Below are 25,088 nucleotides of genomic sequence, written 5' to 3'. Positions count from 1 at the left end.
GAGACGTCATGAGCACCATTGTCAGTTCCGAGCCCTCGGCCCCACTGGGGTCGACCCAAGCCAAAGCACCGCCCCGTGTCCGGCGCATGCAGATCACCTCGCTTTGCCTGCTGGTGGTGGCTGGCGTCATCAATTACATGGATCGCGGGACGCTGGCGGTTGCCAATCACCGGATCACCGAAGACATGGGTTTGACCCTCGGTGAAATGGGCCTGCTGCTCTCGGCATTTTCCTGGAGCTATGCGCTGGCACAGCTTCCGGTTGGAGCAATGGTGGACCGTCTCGGACCGCGTCGCCTTTTGGGTTTCGGTCTGGTGTTCTGGTCGCTGGCCCAGGCCGCCGGAGGTTTTGTCACGTCCTTTACCCAGTTTATCCTGAGCCGTATCGGTCTGGGCGTTGGTGAAGCGCCGCAATTTCCGTCGGCTGCCCGGGTTGTCAGCAACTGGTTTCCGGTCAGCAAGCGCGGCGTGCCCACAGGCATCTTCAATTCAGCATCGCCATTGGGCACAGCTATTGCGCCTTTGCTGCTCACCCAGCTTCTGATCGTTCTGGATTGGCGCTGGGTCTTCATCATCACCGGTGCCGCTGGCCTTGTCATGGCTGTGCTCTGGTTTCTGCTGTATCGCGATCCAAAGGACATAGGGCTGACCGCAGAGGAACGCTCGTACCTCTCTTCGGAGACGGAAGAAAAGCAGGAGAAGGTGACGCTTGCCGACTGGGGCCAGCTGTTTTCCTATCGTGCCACCTGGGGCATGATCCTCGGCTATTTCGGCAATGTCTATCTCAACTGGGTTTATCTCAGCTGGTTGCCATCCTACCTGGTCAATGAACGGCATATGAGCCTTGCCCGCACCGGTTTCATGGCCTCCGTGCCATTCTTCTGCGGCTTTATCGGTTGCCTCGTGGCTGGCTGGCTTTCGGACAAGATCATTAAGAAAACAGAGGCATCACCGGTGCGTGGCCGTCGCATTCCCGTGGTTATCGCCATGCTCGGCATGGCCGCCTTTACCGTGCCGGCGGCGCTGGTTGCCGACAATAACATTGCGATTTTCTGCATTTCCGTGGTGATCTTCCTCACAAATGCCGCCTCTGCCTGCTCCTGGGCGCTGGTAACAGCCGTTGCCCCGAAAAACCGGGTGGCATCGCTGGGTTCCCTCCAGAATTTCGGCGGCTTCCTGGGTGGCTCGCTGGCTCCGATCGCAACCGGGTTTATTGCCGAATACTCGTCTTTCGTGCCGGCCTTGCTCACCGGGGCTGCCATCGCTTTTGTGGGTGCTGCCAGCTACTTCTTCCTGGTTCGCGAACCGATGGACCAGAAATAAGGCAAACGCTTTTCCTGACAGACAGCTTTCCGGGAGGTCCCGGAAAGCGCATTCGAAATTCAATAACGGACATTGATGATGACCAGCAAAGCTCAATCTATCCAAGGCATTATTCCCGTCATGCTCACGCCGTTTCTTGAGGATGGGCAGATCGATTACCCCGGTCTGGAACGCCTCATCGAATGGTATATCGCCAATGGCTCCGGGGCCTTGTTCGCAGTATGCCAGTCCAGCGAAATGATGTTCCTGTCGCTCGATGAGCGGGTGGCGCTGGGCCGTTTCGTGGTAGAAAAGACGGCGGGACGCCTTCCGGTCGTTGTGTCCGGCCATATCAGTGACGATCTGGACAAGCAGATCGAAGAATTGCTGGCCATGAGCCGGGTTGGCGCAGATGGGCTGATCCTCGTGACCAACCATCTCGACCCCAAAAAAGAAGGCACGGCTGCCTTCAAGACAACGCTGGATAAGCTTCTATCTGTGTTGCCAGAAGAGCTGCCGCTTGGTTTGTACGAATGCCCAGCCCCCTATCGCCGTTTGCTGAGCGATGAAGAGCTGACCTATTGCGCCCATACTGGTCGTTTTATCATGCTCAAGGATGTGAGCTGCGATCTCGACACGGTCAAGCGTCGTCTGGAACTGACCAAAGGCACACCGCTGAAAATCCTCAATGCCAATGCAGCCATTGCATGGGATGCGATGAAGGCAGGCGTGCCAGGCTTCAACGGCGTCTTCACTAATTTCCATCCCGATCTTTACAACTGGCTGTGGCGTGAGGGTGAAAAACATCCACAGCTCGCTAAAGAGCTGGCCACCTTCCTGGTGCTGTCGGCTGTTTCCGAAGCGCTCGGCTATCCGGCCCTTGCCAAGCTTTATCACCAGCGGATCGGCACATTCGACAGCATTCGCTGCCGGGTGATTGATTATGACATTCGTGAGCGCTTTTGGGCGCTGGATGCTGTGCTGGATAAAATCGTTGAAGGCACCGAGCATTTCCGTGCGCGGATTGCCAAACTCTGAGGCGAGTGCCGTCACCGGGATCAGAAGCGCCAAATGTATTCTGATCTCGGCTCCAACCCGCATTCCCTAACATTTCAGGAGAGTTCCCATGATCACCGGCTCCCTTCATCATTGGCAATTTTACCGCGCCACTTTGCCAGCCTGCCTCAACTGCGCCATGGAGGCCGTCACGGCTCTCGATCTATCCAGCTTGCCTACCGGGCGACATGAGATCGACGGAGAGGACATTTTCCTGCTGATCCAGGAACTGTCGACCAAACCGGCGAACGAGCTTCGTCCAGAGGCTCATCGCCGCTATATCGATATCCAGATCCTGCTTGAGGGACGGGAAGCCTATGGCGTGGCCTTTCCCGACCCTCACCTTGTTCCGATTGACAACCGGCTGGAGACCCAGGATATCGCCTTTTATCCCGCACGACCCAGCGAATATTCTGTGGAGCTTAGCGCCGGCGATTTCATCGTGTTCTTCCCGGGAGAGTTTCATCGTCCCTGCTGCGAGATCGGAGCCCCCTTGGCGATCCGCAAAGCAGTCATCAAGATCGACTCCAGGCTACTGGCTTCTCAATAATATTTCCGATGATCCAAGCGGATGATGTCGAGGATGCGTGAGCATCTTCGAGATTTGATTAGGCGCCTGTCAGGTTCATACTGAACCAGACAGGCCCTACAGCATCTTTATAGCGGCTTTACCAGTGCCTTGCCCGATCAGGAAACGCGATTGGAGTAGTAGAGTCCGAAATTCAAAGCCAGCATGACCAGCAAAATTCCGATCGCCACCACAATAAAATAGCCGATCCTTTTAAGAGCGCTCCACGGTTTGTTCTTTCGGCTGAAGGCTGCAAAACCAGCAGCGCCGAGTGAGATACCGAGAATGGCGGGGAGTGACAGCATGTTCATCATCTTTCTTCATTTCCGGCACCGGTTTGGTGTTTTTCGGTGCACAAACCAACTTGCTGGCGCATGCTGTCCACGCCTGCCGAATGACGAGCTGCGGAAGCTATCTGACCAAAACTGTTGAATTCCCCCGACACCCCCTATCGTGCTCAATAACGCGGAGGCTGGAAAGCGGCAAACAGAAATTTCAGCCGAGCGCATTTCGCTCGGAACAACCAATTCCGATCACCCTGGCTGCAAAAAGCGGAACTGTTCAACCTGACGTCCCTGATAGGTTTAGCTTATCGTGACCATCAATAAATCCAACTTAAATTTAACATCGACCTCCTCTATGAAGATGCCAGGGATAATTTCCGTCAGGCCCTTTATGCCATTTCCCGGTTAAAATCGGGCGAGCCGTCATACGAGAGCACATTGTCGACACTACGAAATTGAATGGTCGACGGAAGATGCCCCTGAGTGGATAAAGTATGAGGATATCAAGGGAGAATCCTATGGATACCAAGGTTGAAACTGGTGGAAAATGTCCGGTTGCACATGGGGCAGCTGGCGCGAAGGGTCGCGGCAATCGCGATTGGTGGCCTGAACAGCTCGATGTGCAGATCCTTCACCAAAAGAACAAGATCGCCGATCCAATGGGCCCTGACTTCGATTATGCCGAAGAATTCAGGAAGCTCGACTATGAAGCCCTGAAGAGTGATCTCCATGCGTTGATGACCGATTCTCAGGATTGGTGGCCAGCCGACTTCGGCCATTACGGTGGCCTCTTCGTCCGCATGGCATGGCACAGCGCAGGCACCTATCGCATCACCGATGGCCGCGGCGGCGCAGGCGCCGGGCAGCAGCGTTTCGCGCCGCTCAACAGCTGGCCGGACAATGCAAACCTTGACAAGGCACGCCGTCTGCTCTGGCCGATCAAGCAGAAATACGGCAACAAGATTTCCTGGGCAGATCTCTTCGTTCTGACCGGCAATGTCGCCCTGGAATCCATGGGCTTCAAGACCTTTGGTTTCGCTGGTGGCCGTGCTGACACGTGGGAACCGGAAGAGCTGTTCTGGGGTCCGGAAGGCACCTGGTTGGGTGATGAACGCTACAGTGGCGAACGCCAGCTGTCCGAGCCGCTTGGCGCCGTGCAGATGGGCCTTATCTACGTCAACCCGGAAGGCCCCAATGGCAATCCAGATCCGATCGCTGCAGCCCGTGACATCCGCGAAACGTTCAGCCGTATGGCAATGAACGACGAGGAAACCGTCGCATTGATCGCTGGCGGTCACACGTTCGGAAAGACGCATGGCGCGGGCGATCCGTCTTTGATCGGTGCCGAGCCGGAAGGCGGCGCGCTTGAAGATCAGGGCCTTGGCTGGAAAAGCAAGTTCGGCACTGGTTTCGGCGCAGACACGATCACCGGCGGACCGGAAGTTACCTGGACGCAAACCCCGACCCGTTGGAGCAATTTCTTCTTCGAAAACCTGTTCAACTTTGAATGGGAACTGACAAAAAGCCCGGCTGGGGCCCATCAGTGGAAGGCAAAGAACGCCGAGGCCTCCATCCCGGATGCCCATGATCCGTCCAAGAAGCATCTTCCGACCATGCTGACGACAGACCTGTCGCTGCGGTTCGATCCGGCTTACGAAAAAATCTCGCGCCGCTTCCTGGAAAACCCCGATCAGTTCGCTGACGCTTTCGCCCGCGCCTGGTTCAAGTTGACCCACCGCGACATGGGGCCAAAGGTTCGTTATGTCGGCCCGGAAGTGCCGTCAGAAGATCTCATCTGGCAGGATGTCATTCCTCCCGTCGATCATCCGCTTGTCGACGACAAGGATGTGGCCGATCTGAAAGCCAAGGTTCTGGCGTCTGGTGTTTCGGTGCAGGAACTGGTTTCGACAGCATGGTCATCGGCTTCGACCTTCCGGGGTTCTGACAAGCGCGGCGGTGCCAATGGCGCCCGTATCCGTCTTGCTCCGCAGAAGGACTGGGACGTCAACCACCCGGCACAGCTTGCCAAGGTCCTGAGCGTTCTCGAAGGAATCCAGCAGGAATTCAATGCCGCGCAATCTGCGGGTAAAAAGATTTCCCTGGCCGATCTGATCGTGCTTGCCGGTGCAGCAGGCGTCGAGAAAGCAGCCAAGGCTGGCGGTCACGATGTGACCGTTCCGTTTACCCCAGGCCGGACAGATGCATCGCAGGAACAGACCGATGTCACCTCCTTCGATGCTTTGAAGCCACGCGCCGATGCTTTCCGCAACTATCTGAGCGGGCATCAATTCATGAAGCCGGAAGAAGCACTTGTCGACCGTGCACGGCTTTTGACCCTGACGGCACCTGAAATGACCGTTCTCATCGGTGGTCTGCGCGTGTTGAAGGCTGGCCAGCCGGAACATGGCGTTCTCACCCGCAATCCCGAGGCGCTGACGAATGATTTCTTCGTCAACCTGCTCGACATGCGCACGCAGTGGGCGCCGGTTGCAGGCAAGGAGGGCGTCTATGAAGGGCGAGATCGCAAGAGCGGCGAACTGCTTTGGACCGGGACGCGTGTGGATCTGATCTTCGGATCGCACTCGCAGCTTCGCGCATTGGCGGAAGTCTATGCGCAGTCGGATATCAAGGAAAAGTTCGTCAAAGACTTCGTTGCAGCCTGGACGAAAGTGATGAACGCCGATCGTTTCGATCTGGTCTGATCGATGACATTGAACGGGACGCGGCATCTGCCGCGTCCCGTCAGATTGCCGGCAGACCTGTCGGACGTCGCGGCAATGCCGCCTTTGCGAAATGCAGTGCCTTATCGCATCCCTCCCCTTTTGCATCCCCCTCACATTCAAAGCCAAGCGCACCGTTTACTGCCGCGCCGAGTGGACGCGCATTGCTGAGCCGGACAGGTGTTCGCAGCAGTTTTCTCCAGTTACCCGCGATTGACCATCAGCGGTTGAAGACGCACTGGCAAACCGGGCACACCATCCTCAATAAGCTACACTTCTGCGGTACAGCAACGCAGCAGGTTACGTCGCCATTGAATCCCGATTGCACAAAGGGTTAAACAGGTATGGCGCCATGCCTGTTGGGCAAGGAATGACACCAAAGCGGATATTTCACAGTCAATCGAACGGAAAAATGATTTGAAATCCAACGGTTTTATTCGGCTTTTCGGCATGCGCAACGATGCCTCATTCGATACCGAGCGGGCACAGGCGATCATGCGCATTGCGGTTATTTTCATAACCGCCGCCTATGTCATGCCGCTGGTTGCAAATGGTGCAACGCCTCCAGAAGGACAAAGTTTCTATTGGCTGTTTGCGATCTACATCCCCTATTCCTTCCTGCTGCTCCTGTGGATCGTTCTGCGGCCAGGTGTCAACATGCTGCGGCGTACCATGGTTACGCTGCTCGACTATACGTTCACGACATTTGCGATGTCCGTCGGCGGGGCGCCACTCTTTCCGATTGCAGCACTTGTCGTCTGGCATACGGTTGTCAGCGGCTTACGTTTCGGCCCCAAGCATTTACTTCCGGCCACGGCATTGGCGTTGAGCTCTTTCGCAATCGCCACCTATTTCAATGTCTACTGGCAACAAAATCCTTATGTCGTGCTGACATTCATAATGATGGCAATTCTGGCCCCATCCTACACCTTGGCATTCTTGCTTCGGCTGCAAAGTGCCTATGCCGCCGAGCAGGAAGCAAACCTGTCGAAATCGCGGTTTCTTGCCCATGCCAGCCATGACCTTCGCCAACCTATCCACGCCATCAGCCTGTTTACGGCATGCTTGCGCGACGCGGGGCTGAAACCGGACGAACTGGCCATGGTCGACAATATCGATCGCTCACTGCAAAGCGTGTCACGGCTCTTCAAATCCTTGCTCGATATTTCCACCCTGGACAGCGGCAAACTGATTCCGCAGATGGAAACGGTAGCGATTGCCGATATCCTCAATGAGGTTGTCGATCAGAATATGGAGGCCGCACAGAAAGCCGGATCACAGCTACGGCTCGTCAATTGCACGCATTTTGTTGCGGTTGATCGGTCTCTGCTGAATACGATTCTGCAAAATATCCTGAGCAACGCGATTAAATATGCCGGGGGCCGTAAAATCGTGATCGGCTGCCGCCGCAGGGGCGGCGGCCTGACCATTCAGGTCTATGACCAAGGCCCAGGCATTGCGCCAGAGCATCATCTTCGCATATTCGACGAGTTTTATCAGGTCCGTGAGCGGGGTGACAAGGATGTCGACGGGGTCGGTCTGGGCTTGGCAATCGTCAAGCGCCTCGGCACCCTCATGGGGTTGCAGGTCTCATTGCGGTCGGTCGTCGGAGCGGGAACGGCGCTCTCCGTATCGGGATTGAAGATTGCCGTCCCCATGAAGGTTTTGAGCGCGGAGCAGATAGCCCCGCCCGTTGCCAATCCGGCTCATGGCCTGCGCGTGCTGCTTGTTGAAGACGATGAGGCTGTGCTGCTTGCCACAGCCAGCCTACTACGCAAATGGGGCTGTACGGTTCAGGCAGAAACAGCGATACCCTCCCAGCTGCACCATTGCGATCTGCTGATAACGGATTTTGATCTCGGCGGACGCATGACAGGCACGGAATGTATCGCCAAGGTTCGCCAGCTTGCCGGTTGGAAAGTCCCGGCGGTGGTGATGACGGGACACGCTCCCTCAAGAGTGATCGAGGATATCGCCGACAGTGACATACCGATCCTCTCGAAGCCGGTTCGCCCCGCCGAGCTTCGCTCGGCAATCCTGCTACCGGGAATCGGAGCTCCGCTCCGATGAGCCAGGAGAGGTCGGCACCAATCCCATGGCAATCCCCTTGGTCACGGCTCCGGCGCGGGTCGCCACGCCAAGTGAGCGGAAAATAGCCGAGACATGGATGCGAACCGTGAAAGGAGAAATACCAAGAATGATGGCGATCTCCTTATTGGTCCGGCCCTCGGCAAGGAGTTGCAAAACGTCGAGCTGGCGCTGGCTTAGCGTCGGGCCGACATAACTGGCAATGGCATTCGCCGATACCGGTACCTGGACAACGACGTCACCTTCGCGAACCGCCCGCAGGATTTCCTTTATCTCATCCGGCAGGGCTGCTTTATTGATGAACCCGTTGATCCCGGCATTCATGACGGTATCGACCAAAGCTTTATCGCTGGCCATGGTGACCACGACGATCGACGCCAGGCGAAATTCTTCGCGAAGCGCGCGCAAATTCGATACGATGTTGTTTCCCTCAAAAAACAGGTCCAGGATGAACATGCTGGGCGGGACAGGATTGGCTCTTGCAATTTCAAGAGCGGCTTCGAGCGTGTCGGTGGACGCAATTTTTGAATTCGGCAAAAGCTGCCGAACCAAAGCGAAAATGCCCTCCCGGAATATCGGGTGATCATCAGCGATAATAATGAATTCGTCAGTCATATAAATTTATGATCCGCTTCATCTCCATTAACACCAAGGCTTGAAGATGCCTGCGCATCCTCGCCTTAAAGGCATTGCAGATATCTCAAATGCATCAGGCACTTGGGATATTTGCAAAGGGAATACGAAGTGTCCTTTTCAATGACTCTTCGCATTACACAACGCGTCTCGCTGAATGTCCACTTCTGCCGGATGAAAACAGCCAGGCGTGACCTTTGTGTCATATGCGACACCTTCACTTCGACAGGACGGCGATCCTGTCGAGCCCGCTTGCCAGACCTTTCAAGGAAATCGTGAATGGAACCTCTGTACCTGCACCATAAGCGTAAGCAATGAGTTTTAACGATTTACCACTTTTCAATGCGTTAGCCCCCTTATCCGTAAAGGTCAGGGATACAAGGCAGCCGGAGGGAAGGCATGTCGAAAACCGCGAGGACTTTCCAGGCGGTGTATCGTCTATCGCAAATGCGACTCCCTTATCCAGGTCCAACCCAAAAGGCAGAACGAGCGAACCCTTTATGCTCTTATCGGCAGCAGGCGTGAGTTCGATGCCAAGAACCTGCTGCCCGTTTTGCTGCACCTGTCGTTGAAACGTCGAGCAGACGCGGCTTTCGTTGCGCTTTGCGCAGGCAACCGTCCAGTCCTCATAGGTTTCGGAAAGGGAAGACGGAGCATTGGGGCGACCATTGCCGTCTTGTGAAAAAGCGACGGTGGACGCAAGATTCGCGGCCACCATGATCGCAACAATTTTGGCGATCTTCATCAGAAACGGACATCCAGCTTTGCATTGATGCTGTTTGAGGTTTCATTACTACCGAATTCACCGGAATAGCCAATGCCGATCGTGGCGGTATCGCTGAGCCCGACATCGAGGCCGAGTTCGACAACGGCCGCATCCTTGGTCAGAGGTGTACCGGACACAACGTAGCTCTGGCTGCCGACAAATGCCAGGCGTGAGGTTGGGTCGGTATCACCGAAGGCGTGCTGCCAGCCAAGCATGCCTCTGGCCTTGGCGATATAGCCGCCCAGCATGAAATCGGAAGAGGCGCGCAGGCCAAGGGTCGTCAGTGTCGTGTCCAGGCTGTCGCTCGGGCTCGACAAGGCCGCAATCCCACCACGCTCATTAAAGCCGTCTCTCTGAACATTGACATGGGTGAGGTTGGCAAAGGGCTCGAAAGCCACGGTGCTGACATCAATGCGATAGCCGAGTTCACCGAAGGCCTGGAAGCTGCCAGCGTCGTAATCAGCCTTCAGATGGTCGTTGAAACCGGAGAATGCCACGGACCGATTGGTCGATACCTGATGCCAGGTATAGGTAAGGCCTGAGCGGAAGGACAATTCTCCATATTGCGCTCCGGCATACATGCCGAGATGATAGTTGTCGCTATGGCCAAAGGATGAGCGGTCATTGGCATCGAAGCTGGACCGGCTATAGCCGCCAACGGCACCCAATCTCCAATCGGCGGAGACCGGAACGTCGAGACCCGCCACGAAACCGCCGGTGGACGAACTCAGGTCTGCAGCATTGCCATTGCCGTCGATGCTGTTCCATGTGCCGAAGCCCTGGCCCCAGGCCGTAAAGAGCGGAATATCCTTGTTAGCCGTACCAAATCTGTCGTCACCGTCAGCATAGGCCATGACTGGCGTAGGACGCGAGGCGACCGAGCTGAACGATGCCCGCATCCGGTCGTTCACCGAGTTGCGCAAAAGCGTGCTGCTGGTGACCAGCGTATTCATGGCAGATGCATGCACTTCACCAGACAGGGCTTCAAAAGCATGCTGCGCTTCTTCTGCACTTAACGGCAACAGGCTGTTATAGAGCGCAAGCGACTGCCCGCTCTGCTGCAAGGTGTTGAGAGCCCGAGCGACATTGCGCTGATTGCCGGTTACGGCGACAGAATCGAACAGGCCGGGCGATGGCGTGCCAGGGTTGGGTGTTCCGGGGTTTGGGGTTCCCGGATCGGGATTACCCGGATTGGGCGTACCAGGATTAGGGGTTCCCGGATCAGGATTGCCGGGATTAGGAGTTCCGGGGTTAGGCGTACCCGTATCCTTGACTGCGATGGTCAGATCGACCTGGTTTGACGTTTGAGCCAATGCCACATCCAGAAATGCCGACTTCGAAATCGCTTGAGCGAATTGCCCCTGGATACCGCCAGCCGATGATAGAATCGTATAGGTTTGGCCATTCTGGTAGCTGGTTGCAGCATCGAGAGCTGTCACCTGCACGGATACATTGTTAGCGATTGAGGTTTTACCCGCACTATCCACATAGGTTGGATTATTCTGGGCATCGGTTCCGCTCCATGCCTTCAGGGTTTGAACGACGATTTTGTCACTCGCCCCATTTCCAGCGATGTCGACATCATATGCCGAACCTTCGCCAAAGGAGAGGTTGCCGTTCACCGTGAAAGTGCCAATGGCATTGTCGGAATTTCCAGGTGAAATCAGTGCACCCTTTTCCAGCGTGACATTACCGACGGCTCCAGACCCGATCAACCGTCCGAATGCACTGCCGGCATTCCGATCGCCCCAGACGTCGATATTCGATGAAAAATATTCGCTTCCAAGGAAGTTCTTCCTGATAGCACCCGTGTCCGCCTTGACGTTGAAGGTGCCGTTCTTGACATCAATATTGGTCTGCCATGCGAAGACATTGTCGTAATTGGTAACACCTGTTCCCAGATTGCTCGCCAGAACCAATGTACTGCCCCCATCGACAATGATTCCGCCGAGATTATCGGTGGCCTCAAACTTGCTGAGATCCCCCGTCAGGATTGTTTCGCCCGACATCGACTTGATGTTTCCGTCACCGGTCAATGCATTGGCAAAGACATAGCCGGTTTGGGTGTGGTTAAAATTCAGGTATGCCCTCTCGGATGAACCGAAGGAAATAACGGCATCGGGATTGATATAGCCGGCTGCGGCAGCCGCTTGGCCTTTGGGCTCTCCTCCAAGGGCCAGATTTCCCAGATCGATCTTGCCGCCAATCGTCAAGTGACCGCCGGTTGCCATTGTGATGCCGTTCTTGACATTCAAGTTGGCGCTATCGGCAATGGATATATTCGAGTTAGGGGCATAGCCACCATTGACTGTCAAAGTCCCATTCACATCCATGCGGGATTGGGCGCCTGTGACCACGAAATTCTGAAAACTGCCGCTTGTACCGATTCCAACGTCCTGGGCGACGATAGCACCGCCATCTTCGATGCTTGCATTGGCGCCAACCGTCAAAGTTCCGGTGCTCGTCACCTTCGAACCAGCGCCGCGAACAACAAAAGTCGCAAGGCTGTTATCCGTGCCGTCCGCCGGGAGGCCATCGAACTGTGCGTCGATCGCATTGATCGAGCCCCCATTCCCGACGAGGACCGTTCCAGAATTGGAAATGCGGTCCGCTGTCAAGGTCGAGCCATTTCCAGTCACATTCAGTTGCGACGTGCTGGCGAACGTAAAATATTTCGCGTCGACATTACCGCCATTCTCGATGTTGAGAGTGCCGTTTTGATTGACCGTAATATTATTTGCCAGGACGTAATTGACCCTGGGAATGATCCAGGAAGAACCGGGACCACTCACCGTGACGGTCCCTGAACTACCAACTCGGTAGCCTATGTAACCATTTGTACTGTACACTTTTGCGCCATTGGCGATCGTCAGGCCAATGTCTTTGTTGTTATAGCCGACATAGAGATCACCATCGACCAGCGTATCACTCGTCCAGGTCGTGTTACCGCTATCAAGCACGACATCTTGAGCAAGACTGACGCCTGAACAGGAAACCACAGCCGTTACAGTAATAGATGGGAAAACAAGCGATTTCGAGATGTATTTAACGATTCCAGGGAAGATGTTCTTATGTTTTAAAAGTGTACCGCCAAAATTCTTGCTGGATATCTTGATCATTACGTCGCCCCGTATTCCAGTGAACATTTGCAAGCAACATTGTTTTCCACAATAACAATATTGCCCATACTATTTATCGACATGCCTATGTCGCATTCAGCACAGAAACGAAGCAGAGGCCATTAGTGCAGATGTGCTATACGCGACATCAAACCGTGGAGGGTGATCGACCTTTCCATCTCCGCGCCTGTGTCGGAGTCGTATTCTTGAGGTTTGGAGCCGCTGGAAATGGGTCGGTTTTAGGCCTTAAAAACGAACCTGAAAGACCACTGTAGGCATTGAGCCAAGCGCCGATAAACGGCCATCGTGCGCGCTTGATGAGCTTTCGCAGATGTCGGCATTTCTCTTCACCACATTGAGAGAGGAAGAAATCCAAGCCACAGGGGCAATGATTTGAATAATAAATCTTTCCCTGAAAGCTGTCATTTCCTGTTTCGGGGATATGGCAACGGTGGGTGAGACGGTCGAGCAGAGCGGTCGTCATCTTGGCCTCGCCGAAGACAGTTGCTCATTCGCTGAAGTTGAGGCTGGTGGTGATGATGACGCTTGTGCGCTCGTAAAGCTTGCTCAGCAGGTGGAAGAGTAAAGCGCTGCCGGGGTCGCTGAATGGAGGATATCCCAGCTCGTCCAGGATCAGCAGATCGAGACGGACCAGGGTCTGCGCGGTCTGACCCGCTTTGCCTTTGGCCTTCTCCTGCTCGAGTGCATTGACCAGTTCTATGGTCGAGAAGAAGTGGACCTTTCGGCGATGATGCTCGATCGCCTGGATACCAAGGGCCGTCGCGACATGTGTTTTGCCTGTTCCCGGCCCGCCGACAAGGAAATATTCTGCGCTCCGTGCGGGAACTCGCAGCGGTGCAGTTGGCGCACCGTAGCGTCGTTAATCTCGCTGGCGGCGAAGTTGAAGCCGGAGATGTCCTTGTCGGCCGGAAAGCGGTCCGCCTTCATGTGATAGGCGATGGAGTGGACCTTACGCTCGGCCAACGCGATCGACTGTCGTTTTTATGGTGTCATAGATGCCACGACCAGGCACACCGCCGAAGACCCGGAACCCGTGCCAATGGCCATCGAACACTGTTGCGCGATAATCCGGTGCGTCGGCTGATCTCACGGATCGACTGCTTCTCGCGCAGCGCCATCCGACGGATGACGTTTAAAAGTCCCATGTGGATCACTCCGTTATCCCCGTCGCTCACCGCGTTGGGGGGAAGGTTCAAATGGCTCAATTCTCAATGGAATTTATGGACCTAATCGGCGCAGTTCTGCGTGGAAACCGACACATGTTCATGCTCCGCAGGAAGATATCTTCCTGTCGATCCTCGGCCGTGCAGCGTTTGATCGCTGGCAGCGCCAGGAAACGGCACCGCCAAAGTCTGGCGTAAAACAATCCGTGCTGAAAACCGCCTGAGGCATGGAATACGCAGGGTGATTGGGAACGCGGTCAAGGCGAGGATACTTGAGCATCCTCGCCTTGGTGGAAGTCTTACCTCATCAAGAAGACAGGTTTGGCCGGGATACGCCCAGATGATCGCGCAATGTCACGCCGCTGTAATCTGTGCGGAACAGGCCACGTTCTTGTAGGATTGGAACCACCAGGCGGGTGAAATCTTCCAGTCCCTCCGGGAAGAAAGGCGGCATGATGTTGAAACCATCGGCGGCGCGTGTTTCAAACCATTGCTGCATACGGTCGGCGATGTCTTCAGGTGTACCGAGCACGATATGATGTCCCCGCCCGGCGGCAACCCGTAGGGCCAATTGCCTTATGGTCAGGCTCTCGCGCCGGGCCAATGCGGTCAGCAGTTCGGCGCGGCTGCGCAGCTGGTCGGAAATCGGCAGGTCCGGCAATGGACCATCTGGATCATAGTCGGCAAGGCTATGGCCGATCCGCTCCTCAAGCAGCGGCATAGCGCTTTTCAGTTCGGTCCATTGGTCGAGTTCGGCCAGCTTGTCGGCAGCCTCCCTTGCCGTGCGGCCGATGACCGGCAGAAAGCCCGGCATGACCGCGACATCATCGGGATGCCTGCCAAAACCGGTGACCCGATCCTTGAGGCTTTTGTAGAAGGCCTGTGCTTCATCGAGGCTTTGCTGAGCCGTGAACACCACATCGGCGGTCCGGGCCGCGAGGTCTTGCCCCGGCCCGGATGAGCCGGCTTGAATCAGAATTGGATGGCCCTGCGGAGACCGGGGAATATTGAGCGGGCCTTTGACCGAGAAATATTTGCCCGTGTGGTCGAGGAGATGCACCTTGTTCGGATCGGCATAGATGCCGTTCTGCTTGTCCTTGATAAAGGCATCATCGTCCCAGCTGTCCCAAAGGCCGCGCACCACATCGACAAATTCTTCGGCGACGGCGTAGCGTTCGTCATGGCCTGGATGGGATTTGGAAAAATTATTGGCGGTCCGGGCATAGGATGTGGTGACGATATTCCAAGCGGCACGCCCATGGCTCAAGTGGTCAATGGAGGAAAAGGCGCGGGCCACATGGTAGGGCTCGCCATAGGTGGTCGAGGCGGTTGCGGCAAGGCCGATCTTTTCGGTCACCATGGCAAGTGCGGCCAACAGGGTCAGCGGTTCGAACCTGGCAATGGTCGAGGGATGCGCATCGACGCCGCTCGTCAGCCCGTCGGCGAGGAAAACCATGTCGAATTTCGCCTGCTCGGCGAGCTGCGAGACGCGGCGCAGCAGGTCGAAATTTTCGCTACCGGCTTCCGCATTCGGATGCCGCCAGCCGGAGACATGGTGGCCAGCCCCTTGCAGGAACAGGCCGAGGTGGATTTCTCTCTTGCGGGTCATGGCACAGTCTTTCGTCACGTTTGGGGCTAGTGTCTGTCAGGTTCAGATTGAACCAGACAGACACTCGTTTCTTTTGTTTTCGTTTGTCTTTTCGGGAAAACCGGTTTCCACTTTTCCCTGACAAACTCTAGCTTCATTTACGGGTATTGGAGGCGTCCTGGTTAAGAAGGGCAAGCAGGTGGCGCAGATCGGCACTGCTGCTCATTTGCCGGACGAGCGAAGGGATCTCGGCAAAGGAGGAATCCGCCGCAGTCGCCTCGCGGAATTTGTCGGCTGGATCGGCAAGCCCAGGCAGGCCGTCGAACCGGCGCTGGATGGTACTGCCGTCTTTCAGCACGATATCGACGATAACGAACCGCGTCGTCGGATCGCTCGACATTCGGGGAGCACTCTCCTGATGCCGCCGACTGGCGCGGGCAGCGAGTGCCATCAGCCGGGGCTCCACCGGCCGCTCATCGAAATGGTCGAGCCGCAGGGCTCCGTCGATCAGGCTGGCGGCAAAGACATATTCCGGGCTGAAGCGTGCCTCAATCCCATTCGTCGGCTTGGTGACAACCAGTGCGGCATCGGCACCGGGCGGATAGGTGAAGGTGATCGTGTCGATGGCGTCAGCGGCAAGGCCCTCGCGATGCAGGTCTATGCCGAGGGAGGCGACCGGATGGCTGGCCGTGCAGCAGGGATAGGCTTTCAGCGTCAGGCCGGGCGAAACGATTTGCCAGGGCGCGCCCCAGTTCTCAACGATTGATTCAGGATGCCCGGCTCCGAAAGCATAGGCAGAATGAAAGCCAACCGGATTATCCAGAAAATCAGGCGCGCCTCCAAAACCTGCCGAGGCCAGCCGCGCCGCCAGCAGGCCGGAGCGCGCCGCCATGCCCGCATGATAGGGCTTGGCATCGAAACCGAACTGCAATCTGAGGCCGGAGGATTGCGTGGCGGCAAGGCCAAGCGCCAACGCCGTTTCTTCCGGTGATGCCTGCGTCACATGGCAGATCGCTGCCGCAGCACCCACAGTGCCAAGGGTGGCCGTAGCATGAAAGCCATTTTCGTAATGCCGGGAACCGAGCGACAGGCCCAACCGCGCCATAGCCTCCAGCCCGACAACATAGGACGCGATCATTGCATCTGCGGTAAATTCGCGCTCCGCAGCCAGCGCAAGCAATGCCGGAGTGATCACGGTCGTCGGATGGCCGCGCACGCTGGAATGGACATCGTCATAGTCAAGCACATGGCCCGCATAGGCGTTGACGACAGCCGCCACCAACGGATCGGCGCGGCGCGCGCTGCCGATCAGGATGGCGTCACCGCCGATACACCCGCCGAGTGCGGTTGCGACGATAGCCGTTGTCCGCTCCCCTGCGCCAGCAATCGCGCAGGCCAGAAAATCAATGATCGCGGTGCGGGCCGCCGCCATCGCCGCACTGTCGCGGTCAGGCTCAGACTGCACAATTGCCTGTGCGAAAGCGCCGGTCAGCGGCGCGGCTGTGGTCGTCGTCATGGCGGCTCCTATATGCCTTCGCCTTCGCGCACCGTACCCCGGCCTGATAACCCGCCGACGAACTGGCGAATGCGTGGATTGTCGCTCTGATGGAAGATCTGCTCCGGCGAGCCTTGGCCAACGATGCGGCCATTCTCGGTAAACACCACGGTGTCGCTGATCTCTTCGGCAAAGCGCATCTCATGGGTGACGAGAATGCTGGTCATGCCCTCGCGGATCAGGTCACGGATCACCCACAAGACCTCACCGACCGTTTCAGGATCGAGCGCCGAAGTGACCTCGTCAAACAGCACGAGATCCGGTTTCATTGCCAGCGCCCGGGCAATCGCCACGCGCTGCTGCTGCCCGCCGGAGAGTTGGCCCGGATAAGCATCGGCCTTTTCGCCAAGCCGCACCTTGTCCAGCAATTCACGCGCGACACTTTCCGCTTCACGTCTTGCCGTCCCCAGAATGCGGGTCGGGGCAAGCATGATATTGTCGAGCACCGTCAGATGCGGAAAGAGATTATATTGCTGGAAAACGATGCCGACCCGCTTGCGCAGCGCAATGCGTTCGCTTTCCTTGGTCAATTGGTCAACGCGCGTCCCAGCCACGGTGATCTGGCCGCTTTGGGCCGTCACCAGCGCATTGATGCAGCGCAGGATGGTGGATTTGCCCGAGCCGGACGGACCGATGATCGAGACGGCATCGCCCTTGTTGACCGTCAGGTCGATGCCCTTCAGCACCTGCGTCTGGCCGAAGGACAGGTGTACGTCTTCCAAACGGACGATGGCATTGTCGGTATTTGCAATCATTCTCTCAAATCCTCAGGCCGCCTTGAAACGGCGCTCCAGGCGGCGGGTCAGACGGGCGATCGGGTAGCAAAGCGCAAAGAAGGCGGCCATCACCACAACATAGGCAATAACGGTGAAATCAAGCCGGCGCACGGATGTGCTGGCATCGGTGGCGGCATGGAGAAGTTCATGGACGCCGACCAGCGAGGCCAGCGACGTCCCCATGGTGATTGAGGCAAGCACATTCATCCATGGCGGCAGCGACCGGCGCAGGCATTGCGGCAGGATGATCCAGCGCAGCGCCTGCCAGCGCGAAAAGCCCAGGCCTTGTGCCGCCTCCCATTGCGCCGTCGGAATAGACAGGATGGCGCCACGGGTGATTTCGGCGATATAGGCGCTTGCCGGGATGGCCAGACCGACCATGGCTTTCACCCAATCGGGAAAGGACAGATAATTGCCAAAGATGATGATCTCGAAAGGAAAGATATAAGTGGTCGCAAAGATCAGCACCAGATGCGGCGCATTGCGAAACACCTGCACATAGACCGCAGCCGGGTAGCGGACCAGCCGGAATGGCACCATTTGCAGCATGCCAAGCAGGATGCCCAGCACGCTTCCAAGCGTCATCGCCGACAGGCTGATGACGATGTTCATCGCAAAGCCGGAGCCGAGATAAGGAAGCCATTGCAGCAGTTCACGGCCAAGCGACAGATCGGCCAGCGCCCAGATGAGGATTGCCAGCGGCAAGGCGACAAGGCCGATATTGCGCAGCGCGGCGCTACGGCCCGCATCGTTGTGAAGCATTGGCGACATCAGAGCCCATATCCCGGAATGGAGAGCTTGCGCTCTACCCAAAGGCCGACGCGGGCGACGACCAGATTGATGAGGCTGAAGAAAGCCAGGATAACGATCATCAATTCTACGACATTGTCACGCTGCGTCCAGACCATGATCGATGCATAGGTGATTTCGCTGACAGCAATCGCATTGCCGACCGTCGTCAGCTTGACGAGATTGATCAGGTTGTTGACGATGGCCGGTAGCGAGGCCCGAAAGGCCAGCGGCACCTCGACGTAACGCAGGATCTGAAACTGGCTGAAGCCGATGCCGCGGGCCGCCTCGATCGTCGAAGCCGGTACAGCTTCAATCCCGGCGCGGATGGCTTCGGAATGCAAGGCCGCCACATGCAGGCCCACCACCGCGACCACCCAGAAAAACGGCGTCAACGGATTGTTCTGCGCGCCACCGACAAGATTGGACACAACCGTGTTCAACACCAGAAAGCTGAACATCAACTGCACCAGCGTCGGCGTATTGCGGGTCACTTCCACGAATGCCCGCACGGGTGTGGAAAGCCATGACCGGCCCGAAGTCAGGCAGGCCGCAAACAGCAGACCAAACAGCAAACTGACGGGAATGAGCAAAACCACCAGATACAGCGTGGTCAAAAAACCATCCCGCCAGATCTGCGCCTCATATCCCGTTGCCAGGAACTCAAAATTAAGACCGATACTGCCCGTCAGACGGACGAACAGATCGGTGAGATTGATATCCTGCATGTGTCTCTACCGTTGCGCCGCTGATACAAAGTGCCATCGAAGACGGCAGTTCGTATTCCGTTTTCGAAGGCGAAGATGCGATACACATCTTCGGTGCCTTCGTCTTACTTAGTCGCGGCGAGCGCCTTGTGTTCCTGCTCGAGATAGTCGGTATTCAGCAGGCGGCTGGACTTGGCGAAATCGAGCAGTTTGCCGGAAACATGCAGTTTTTTGACGGCACTGTCGAGGGCGGCCTGGGTATCCTTCTCGCCCTTGCGCAGCCAGATGACCGAGTCCGAGGGAACCAGTTCGGTTGGGAACGGAATAGCATAATCCTTCCATTCCTCCGGACGATCCTGCAACAACAGCCCAACGGTTGCGCCGACATGCACGGCCGCCACGCAATTGCCGCCCTGCAAAGCCAGCAGCGATTCCGGCTGGCTCGGCAACGCCTTGACGACCGCGCCATATTCCTCGATCAGCGGCTGGGTATAGTTCGAACCCTGCGAGACGCAGACCGGCTTGCCCTTCAGGTCCGCCCAATCTTTCAAACCGCTATCCTTACGCACCACGGCAGCGCCGCCGCTGCGATCATAGGGTGTCGGCACGAAATCGAGCACCTTGGCGCGGTCCTCGGTATACTGCATATTGGCGATCAGAATATCGACCTTGCCCTGCTGAAGAAATTGCACCCGATTGGGTGGCGTGACCGTCACCGTCTCAAGCTTGACGCCGAGATCATCGGCCAGCGCCTGGGCAATATCAACGTTAAACCCTTTCTGTTCCTGGGTTTTCGGATCGATATAGCCAAAGGGTGCACCGGACAGGATAACACCGACCGTCAGCTTGCCACGTCCCTTGATGCGGTCAAGCGTGGCATCGGCCGAGGCATGGGTTGCTGCGAGGGTGGATATCGAAAGAACAAGCCCAAAAATTGTCTTGGTCATGGTGGCGGACAGCATGGAGAGGCTCCTTATTTTTAGCGACACCCTATTGAAGAGCCGCACCGATCACGAGCAATTGCATTCCTCCATACGCAGCCATCAAGGATCGGTCTACCGGAGATTAAGACTAAAGTAGAATTTTCTTCATTCCTCACTGGCTTCGCCTGTTTGGCAGACGCACGATCCTGGTAGATTTGAGACTGCACCAACAAGGCAAGACTTGTCTCCCCTATAGGCTCCGAGAACTGTCTTTACGATCACGACCGGCGCCCCGTTTTGAAGCTCAGGGCCAGCACGGAGAAAATCAGCAGGCCCGTTGCAACCTGCTGCCAATAGAAATTCAAACCGGACAGCAGCAACCCGTTCGAGACGAGGCCAAGCAGCAGAACGCCAAGCACGGTGCCAATCACATTGGGGCGGCGCAACGGATGGAGCGTGGTGCCGATGAAGGTCGCGCCAATGGCATTCAACAGGAAGGCATTGCCGGATGACGGAATGTAGACATTGACTGTTGCCGTCAAAAGGATGCCGGCAATTGCGGCAATGGTCCCGGCCAGAATATAGGCGCTCGCAACAACTGAGGCGACAGACAGGCCGGAATAGCGCGCCACGCTGGCCTGGGTGCCGATTGCAATCAGGACCCGCCCGAAACGGGTCATTGCCAATATCACGGCAGTCACAACAATCAGCAGGAGCGTGACGACCAGCGGCACGGGTACACCGAACAAGTGTCCATGGCCGATGAAGGAAAAGCCTGGCGGAATGGCGGCTTGGGACAGATAGACCGGATTGCCGCCATTGGTGAGCAATTGCTGCACGCTGCGACCGATGAACAGCGTTCCAAGCGTCGCCAGAAACGGCGAGATGCCGATTGCCGAAATCAGCAGGCCATTCAAGGCACCGACCAGTCCGCCAGCGAAGATTGCCGCAAGCACGGCGAGGCCAACAGGCACACCACCCAGCACCAGCGAGACGAAGGTGAAACTGGCAAAATCCACCGCAGTCGCGACCGAAAGATCGATGCCGCCGGAGGCGACGGCAAAGGTCATCGCAATCGACACGATGGCGAGCAAGGCGACATTGTTGACCAATACGCTCATCAGGTTGGCGCCCGTCAGGAAACTTGGCGCCAGTGTTGAAAATATCGCGATAACCGCGAGGATGGCAAAAACTAGCGCATAACGCGCCAGATATGCACCGCGACGGCGGCCACTTGCCAAGGCCCCAGCCGTCCACGTCTTCGCATCAACCGTTGACATGATGATCCTACCTCCTGCGCAGCAAAGTAGTGGCCGAGACGACCAGAAGGATCAGCGCGCCCTGGACGCCAGCCACCAATGTGCTCGACAGATTGAGCAGTTGAAACCCATTGATCAGCACACCGACAAAGATCGCCGAAACCAGCGTACCGGGAATGGTCGGCACCAGCCGCCGTGAAAAGACCGAACCCAGCAGGGTGGTCACCACGACGGGCAGCAAGATATCGCCAGCACCGGTGGAACTGCCGCTGAGATAGGACGTATTGAGGATGCCAGCGATGCCACCCAATAAACCCGCCGCGATGAAAGCGCCTGCCGTCAGGGTTTTGACCCTGAGACCCGCCGCCCTTGCGGCTTCCGGAAATTCGCCGACCGCGTAAAGCCGCAATCCCAGCGGGGTATATTGAACGACGGCTGCGACCAGCAAGGCTGCCCCCAGCAGGATATAGCCCAGCACCGGCAGACCGAATGGCCCCGTGGCCGAAAGCAACGAGAGAAAGTCGGTTGAAGCCGGAATGACGGTGTTTTGGGTCAACACCAGTTCGAGACCGGCCACCACATTCATCACCGCAAGCGTTGCCAGAAGCGGCACGATACCGACAATGACCACAGCCAAGGCATTAACGAGACCGATGACCAGCCCGGTGGCCAGCGCCCCAAAAACAGCGACGCCGTCGCTCCATCCCAGTTGCACAAGACTGGCGTAGACCGCTGCACTGAGGCCCATATTGGCGGCCAGCGACAGATCGATCCCGCCCGTCACAACATTCGACCCGCCCGCGATGATCACCAGTGTCAGCCCGAAGGCCAGCACTCCGAGAATGGCCGATTGCGCTAGCACATTCCCCAGATTGCCAAGGCTGAAGAAGAAGGGCGCCGTCAGCGAAAAGAACAGGAAGACGCCGAGTATTCCAAGTATGGACCCGGTCCGCAGCAGCCAGGCCGCACTCCGGGCCGCACCATTGCGGCGCGGGACAAGTTCGCCTCCCTGGGACGAGCCGTGGTGACGCATTCCGGTGGCTGTCGGCGACCTCACGCCAATCGAAACGGAATTGACCTCAGCCGACATGGCGCAATCCTTCCTTCGACCCCGTTACGGCATCCGAGCCGGTTGTGGCGGCAAAGACTGCATCCGCCGTCGTCTGGCTGGACGTGAGTTCCGCCGTGATCCGGCCCCGGAAAAACACCAGAATCCGGTCGGTTATGCCAACCAGTTCCGGCAGGTCGGACGACAGGATGATGACGCCGGCCCCCTTTTCGACCAGTTCGCCGATCAGCTGGTAAATTTCGACTTTCGCGCCGATATCAACGCCAACAGTCGGCTCATCCAGAAGATAGAGTTCCGATTGGCGGCTCAGCCATTTTGCAATCGCCACCTTCTGTTGATTGCCACCGGACAGGGTTCGGACCGGTGCATCGCGACTAGACGTCTTGATCTGCAATTGCGCGATCAGCCGGTCCACCGCAGTCTTTTCGAGACCGGTCTTCAGAAAACCCGCCCTCGAAAAACGGTCGAGACTGGCAAGCGTGGTATTTTCCGCCACCGTGAGGTCCAAAGCCACGCCATTGCCGCGCCGGTCTTCCGGAACAAGCGCCAGATTGCGCGACACGGCTTGGCGAGGATTTGCAAATGACACCACCGTCTCGCTCGTATGAATCTCGCCGGAGCCTGCTGTTTCCAGACCAAACAGTGTCTGCAACAGTTCCTTGGCACCGGAGCCTAAAAGACCGGTAATGCCGAGCACTTCGCCCCGGTGCAGGCTAAAGGACACGTCCTCATACCGGCCTTCGGCGGTCAACCCACGAACGTCCAGCAGGCGCTCGCCCTTGGCGACGACCGGTTTTGGAAACATCTCGGCAATGTCGCGCTCCACCATCAGGGTTGCGATCTGTTTTGCTGAAAGACCGGCAAGCGCGCGGCTGGCAACGACCTCCCCATTGCGCAGCACGGTTACGTCGTCGCAAAGCGCTTCGATTTCGGCCAGGTAATGCGAGATATAAACGATCGTCACCCCCTCATCCCGCAGCCGCCGGATCAGGGAAAACAGCATATCCGCCTCGCGCCGCACCAGCGCCGCCGTCGGCTCATCGAACACCAGCACCTTGGGCTTGGCCAGCAGCGCGCGCGTGATCTGCACGATCTGCTTTTGCGCGGTGGTCAGCTCGCCGATCAATGCACCGGTCGGAAGGCTCAGGCCGAAATAGTCCTGCAAAATCGCCTGTGCCTGGCGTTTCATCGCCCGCCGATCCAAAAATGGTGTACCGGCAATCTTCGGTTCGCGCCCCAGAAACAAGGCCTCACCAACCGTGAAGGACGGAACCAGAAGACGATCCTGGTGAATGAAGTGGATGCCCAGATTTTCGACCCGCGGCGGCGTCAGATCCGGTATTGCGACCCCGTCGATCTCAATCGTTCCGTCATCCTGCCGGTGAAGACCGGCGAGAATTTTGATCAGGGTTGATTTTCCCGCACCATTCTGGCCGACAAGCCCATGGATCGTTCCAGCGCGGACGCCAAAGGAAACCTCGGTCAGCGCTCTTGCTCCGCCAAACCATTTGGAAATGCCATGGAAGCGGATTGCATCGCCCTTCGCAGGCTGTTTGTCACGCATGAAAATGTCCCTCGCAAAGCCGCTTGGCGCCCTGGCTTAAGTTGTGGCGTTCCAACACCGTGTTTTGGCGATCAACCGATCCCGAGCTTCCTGGTGACATCGTTGACAGTCTGCTTGTTGGCCAACAGGGCTGGCACGTAGCTCTCACGCGGCAAGGTCTTGCCGGATAGCAACAAGGCCACATTCTGAATGGCCTGGCGGCCAAGTTCGGCGGGCTGTTGCGCGACATCGGCGGCGGCAGGCGAGGCCGGGTCCGCCACCAGTTGCAACACTTCAGGGCTGCCATCGACGCCGTAGGTCTTGATTTCCGTGCGCCCGGCTGCCGCCAGCGCCTGGGTTGCCCCCAATTGCGGAATATCCCAGGCGGACCAGATGGCTTTGATCGAGCCTTTTTCCGGATATTTGTTGAGAATGGCGGTGACCTGCGCAAACGCATCCTGAACGGTATTGGGAATGATGTCGCGCAGTTCCGGCTGGATGATCTTGACCTTCGGGAAATATTTGATGACGTTGACAAGCTGGTCATAGCGGATGGCGCAGGGCGTCACGCCATAAAAGCCGTTGAAGACCACGACATTGCCTTCCCCACCAATGTCAGAGACCAATTGCAGGGCAAGATCCTTGCCGATGCCCCAATTGTCGGAGGTCGAATTGTTCTGCGAATGGCTGGAGCCGACATCGATTGTCAGAACCGGAATGCCAGCGTCGCGCGCCCGTTTCAGCCAAGGGTCGATAACCGTCAAGGTGCCGAGCAATTGCACGATGGCATCCGGCTTTTGCGCGATCAGGGTTTGGAGTTGAGCCACCAGCTTGCCATCGCTGCGGCCCGCGTCAACGGCAAGCGGTTCGCCGCCCAGGCGCTTCACTTCAGCGATCTGGGCATTATAGGCTTGCAGGTCAAAGAAATGGTCGGTTCCCGCCGTGCTGATGCCGATCCGCTTGCCCTTCAGGCTGAGAGGTTCATCTGCTGCATGGGCCACATTGACCCCAAACAGGCTTGCGCCCGCAGCAGCCACGCCAGCAAAGGCCGAGAGCTTAATGAGCTGACGCCGTCCCAACCCATTGTTGAATTCATTGCCCGACATTCTGCCTTCTCCAATTATCTATATTTTCTATAGATTAAGATAATTTTCTGTTTG

At 57.0% G+C, this 25,088-nt stretch carries 19 protein-coding genes and 1 pseudogene; 5 read left to right on the top strand and 15 right to left on the bottom strand.

Annotated elements, in window-relative coordinates; all coding sequences use genetic code 11:
- Nucleotides 1-8 precede the first annotated feature (8 nt).
- From G6L01_RS18725 to G6L01_RS18715, 3 genes are all read left to right on the top strand, one after another.
- Nucleotides 9-1,322: an MFS transporter gene (locus tag G6L01_RS18725; RefSeq protein ID WP_070163483.1), complete on the top strand. Its 1,314-nt coding sequence runs from the start codon at nucleotides 9-11 to the stop codon at nucleotides 1,320-1,322.
- Between the two features lie 75 nt (nucleotides 1,323-1,397).
- Nucleotides 1,398-2,339 carry a dihydrodipicolinate synthase family protein gene (locus tag G6L01_RS18720; RefSeq protein ID WP_197432327.1) on the top strand — a complete coding sequence of 314 codons (942 nt, stop codon included), beginning with the start codon at nucleotides 1,398-1,400 and terminating at the stop codon, nucleotides 2,337-2,339.
- Between the two features lie 88 nt (nucleotides 2,340-2,427).
- Entirely contained in the window at nucleotides 2,428-2,907 is a 480-nt protein-coding gene (locus G6L01_RS18715; RefSeq protein ID WP_070163482.1) for a NanQ anomerase/TabA/YiaL family protein, read from the top strand.
- Between the two features lie 137 nt (nucleotides 2,908-3,044).
- Here G6L01_RS18715 and G6L01_RS18710 read toward each other — a convergent pair whose 3' ends face one another.
- The gene (locus tag G6L01_RS18710; protein WP_070163481.1) at nucleotides 3,045-3,239 is read right to left on the bottom strand and encodes a hypothetical protein; all 195 of its coding nucleotides are present in this window, start codon (nucleotides 3,237-3,239) and stop codon (nucleotides 3,045-3,047) included.
- Nucleotides 3,240-3,727: 488 nt separating this feature from the next.
- On the opposite strand from G6L01_RS18710, the gene katG reads away from it, so the two are divergent.
- Nucleotides 3,728-5,911 carry a catalase/peroxidase HPI gene (katG, locus tag G6L01_RS18705; RefSeq protein WP_070163480.1) on the top strand — a complete coding sequence of 728 codons (2,184 nt, stop codon included), beginning with the start codon at nucleotides 3,728-3,730 and terminating at the stop codon, nucleotides 5,909-5,911.
- A 435-nt stretch (nucleotides 5,912-6,346) separates the two neighbouring features.
- Nucleotides 6,347-7,999, top strand: coding sequence for an ATP-binding response regulator (locus tag G6L01_RS18700; RefSeq protein ID WP_234891895.1), 1,653 nt, complete (start codon nucleotides 6,347-6,349; stop codon nucleotides 7,997-7,999).
- Here the strand turns inward: G6L01_RS18700 and G6L01_RS18695 are convergent.
- From G6L01_RS18695 to G6L01_RS18630, 14 genes and pseudogenes are all read right to left on the bottom strand, one after another.
- Nucleotides 7,970-8,632: a response regulator transcription factor gene (locus tag G6L01_RS18695; RefSeq protein WP_070163479.1), complete on the bottom strand. Its 663-nt coding sequence runs from the start codon at nucleotides 8,630-8,632 to the stop codon at nucleotides 7,970-7,972. The genes G6L01_RS18700 and G6L01_RS18695 overlap by 30 nt on opposite strands.
- 235 nt (nucleotides 8,633-8,867) lie before the next feature.
- Nucleotides 8,868-9,395: an invasion associated locus B family protein gene (locus tag G6L01_RS18690; RefSeq protein ID WP_070163478.1), complete on the bottom strand. Its 528-nt coding sequence runs from the start codon at nucleotides 9,393-9,395 to the stop codon at nucleotides 8,868-8,870.
- The gene (locus tag G6L01_RS18685; RefSeq protein ID WP_070163477.1) at nucleotides 9,395-12,376 is read right to left on the bottom strand and encodes an autotransporter domain-containing protein; all 2,982 of its coding nucleotides are present in this window, start codon (nucleotides 12,374-12,376) and stop codon (nucleotides 9,395-9,397) included. The genes G6L01_RS18690 and G6L01_RS18685 overlap by 1 nt, the downstream gene beginning before the upstream one ends.
- 565 nt (nucleotides 12,377-12,941) lie before the next feature.
- A pseudogene (istB, locus tag G6L01_RS18680) lies at nucleotides 12,942-13,516 on the bottom strand (IS21-like element helper ATPase IstB); the annotation flags it as partial.
- 510 nt (nucleotides 13,517-14,026) lie between these two features.
- Nucleotides 14,027-15,328, bottom strand: a complete 1,302-nt coding sequence (locus G6L01_RS18675) for an LLM class flavin-dependent oxidoreductase (RefSeq protein WP_070163475.1) — start codon at nucleotides 15,326-15,328, stop codon at nucleotides 14,027-14,029.
- 133 nt (nucleotides 15,329-15,461) lie between these two features.
- Nucleotides 15,462-16,823, bottom strand: coding sequence for an MmgE/PrpD family protein (locus G6L01_RS18670; RefSeq protein WP_070163474.1), 1,362 nt, complete (start codon nucleotides 16,821-16,823; stop codon nucleotides 15,462-15,464).
- 8 nt (nucleotides 16,824-16,831) lie between these two features.
- On the bottom strand, nucleotides 16,832-17,617 hold the full coding sequence (locus G6L01_RS18665) for an amino acid ABC transporter ATP-binding protein (protein ID WP_070163473.1): 786 nt from the start codon (nucleotides 17,615-17,617) through the stop codon (nucleotides 16,832-16,834).
- Nucleotides 17,618-17,629: 12 nt separating this feature from the next.
- The gene (locus tag G6L01_RS18660) at nucleotides 17,630-18,409 is read right to left on the bottom strand and encodes an amino acid ABC transporter permease (protein ID WP_139190074.1); all 780 of its coding nucleotides are present in this window, start codon (nucleotides 18,407-18,409) and stop codon (nucleotides 17,630-17,632) included.
- Nucleotides 18,409-19,155 (bottom strand): amino acid ABC transporter permease, encoded by a 747-nt coding sequence (locus G6L01_RS18655; RefSeq protein ID WP_070163472.1) that lies wholly within the window; start codon nucleotides 19,153-19,155, stop codon nucleotides 18,409-18,411. The genes G6L01_RS18660 and G6L01_RS18655 overlap by 1 nt, the downstream gene beginning before the upstream one ends.
- Before the next feature lie 104 nt (nucleotides 19,156-19,259).
- Nucleotides 19,260-20,096 (bottom strand): transporter substrate-binding domain-containing protein, encoded by an 837-nt coding sequence (locus G6L01_RS18650; protein WP_070163471.1) that lies wholly within the window; start codon nucleotides 20,094-20,096, stop codon nucleotides 19,260-19,262.
- Nucleotides 20,097-20,335: 239 nt separating this feature from the next.
- Nucleotides 20,336-21,337: an ABC transporter permease gene (locus tag G6L01_RS18645; RefSeq protein ID WP_234891897.1), complete on the bottom strand. Its 1,002-nt coding sequence runs from the start codon at nucleotides 21,335-21,337 to the stop codon at nucleotides 20,336-20,338.
- A 7-nt stretch (nucleotides 21,338-21,344) separates the two neighbouring features.
- Nucleotides 21,345-22,406 (bottom strand): ABC transporter permease, encoded by a 1,062-nt coding sequence (locus G6L01_RS18640; protein WP_070163470.1) that lies wholly within the window; start codon nucleotides 22,404-22,406, stop codon nucleotides 21,345-21,347.
- Entirely contained in the window at nucleotides 22,396-23,949 is a 1,554-nt protein-coding gene (locus G6L01_RS18635) for a sugar ABC transporter ATP-binding protein (RefSeq protein WP_070163469.1), read from the bottom strand. The genes G6L01_RS18640 and G6L01_RS18635 overlap by 11 nt, the downstream gene beginning before the upstream one ends.
- A gap of 71 nt (nucleotides 23,950-24,020) precedes the next feature.
- Entirely contained in the window at nucleotides 24,021-25,034 is a 1,014-nt protein-coding gene (locus G6L01_RS18630; protein ID WP_070163468.1) for a sugar ABC transporter substrate-binding protein, read from the bottom strand.
- Between the last annotated feature and the right edge of the window lie 54 nt (nucleotides 25,035-25,088).

It is taken from the genome of Agrobacterium vitis (assembly GCF_013337045.2).
Classification (GTDB): domain Bacteria; phylum Pseudomonadota; class Alphaproteobacteria; order Rhizobiales; family Rhizobiaceae; genus Allorhizobium; species Allorhizobium vitis_B.
The sequence above is the reverse complement of the archived record's forward strand: the minus strand, read 5'-3'. Positions and strand labels throughout refer to the sequence as shown.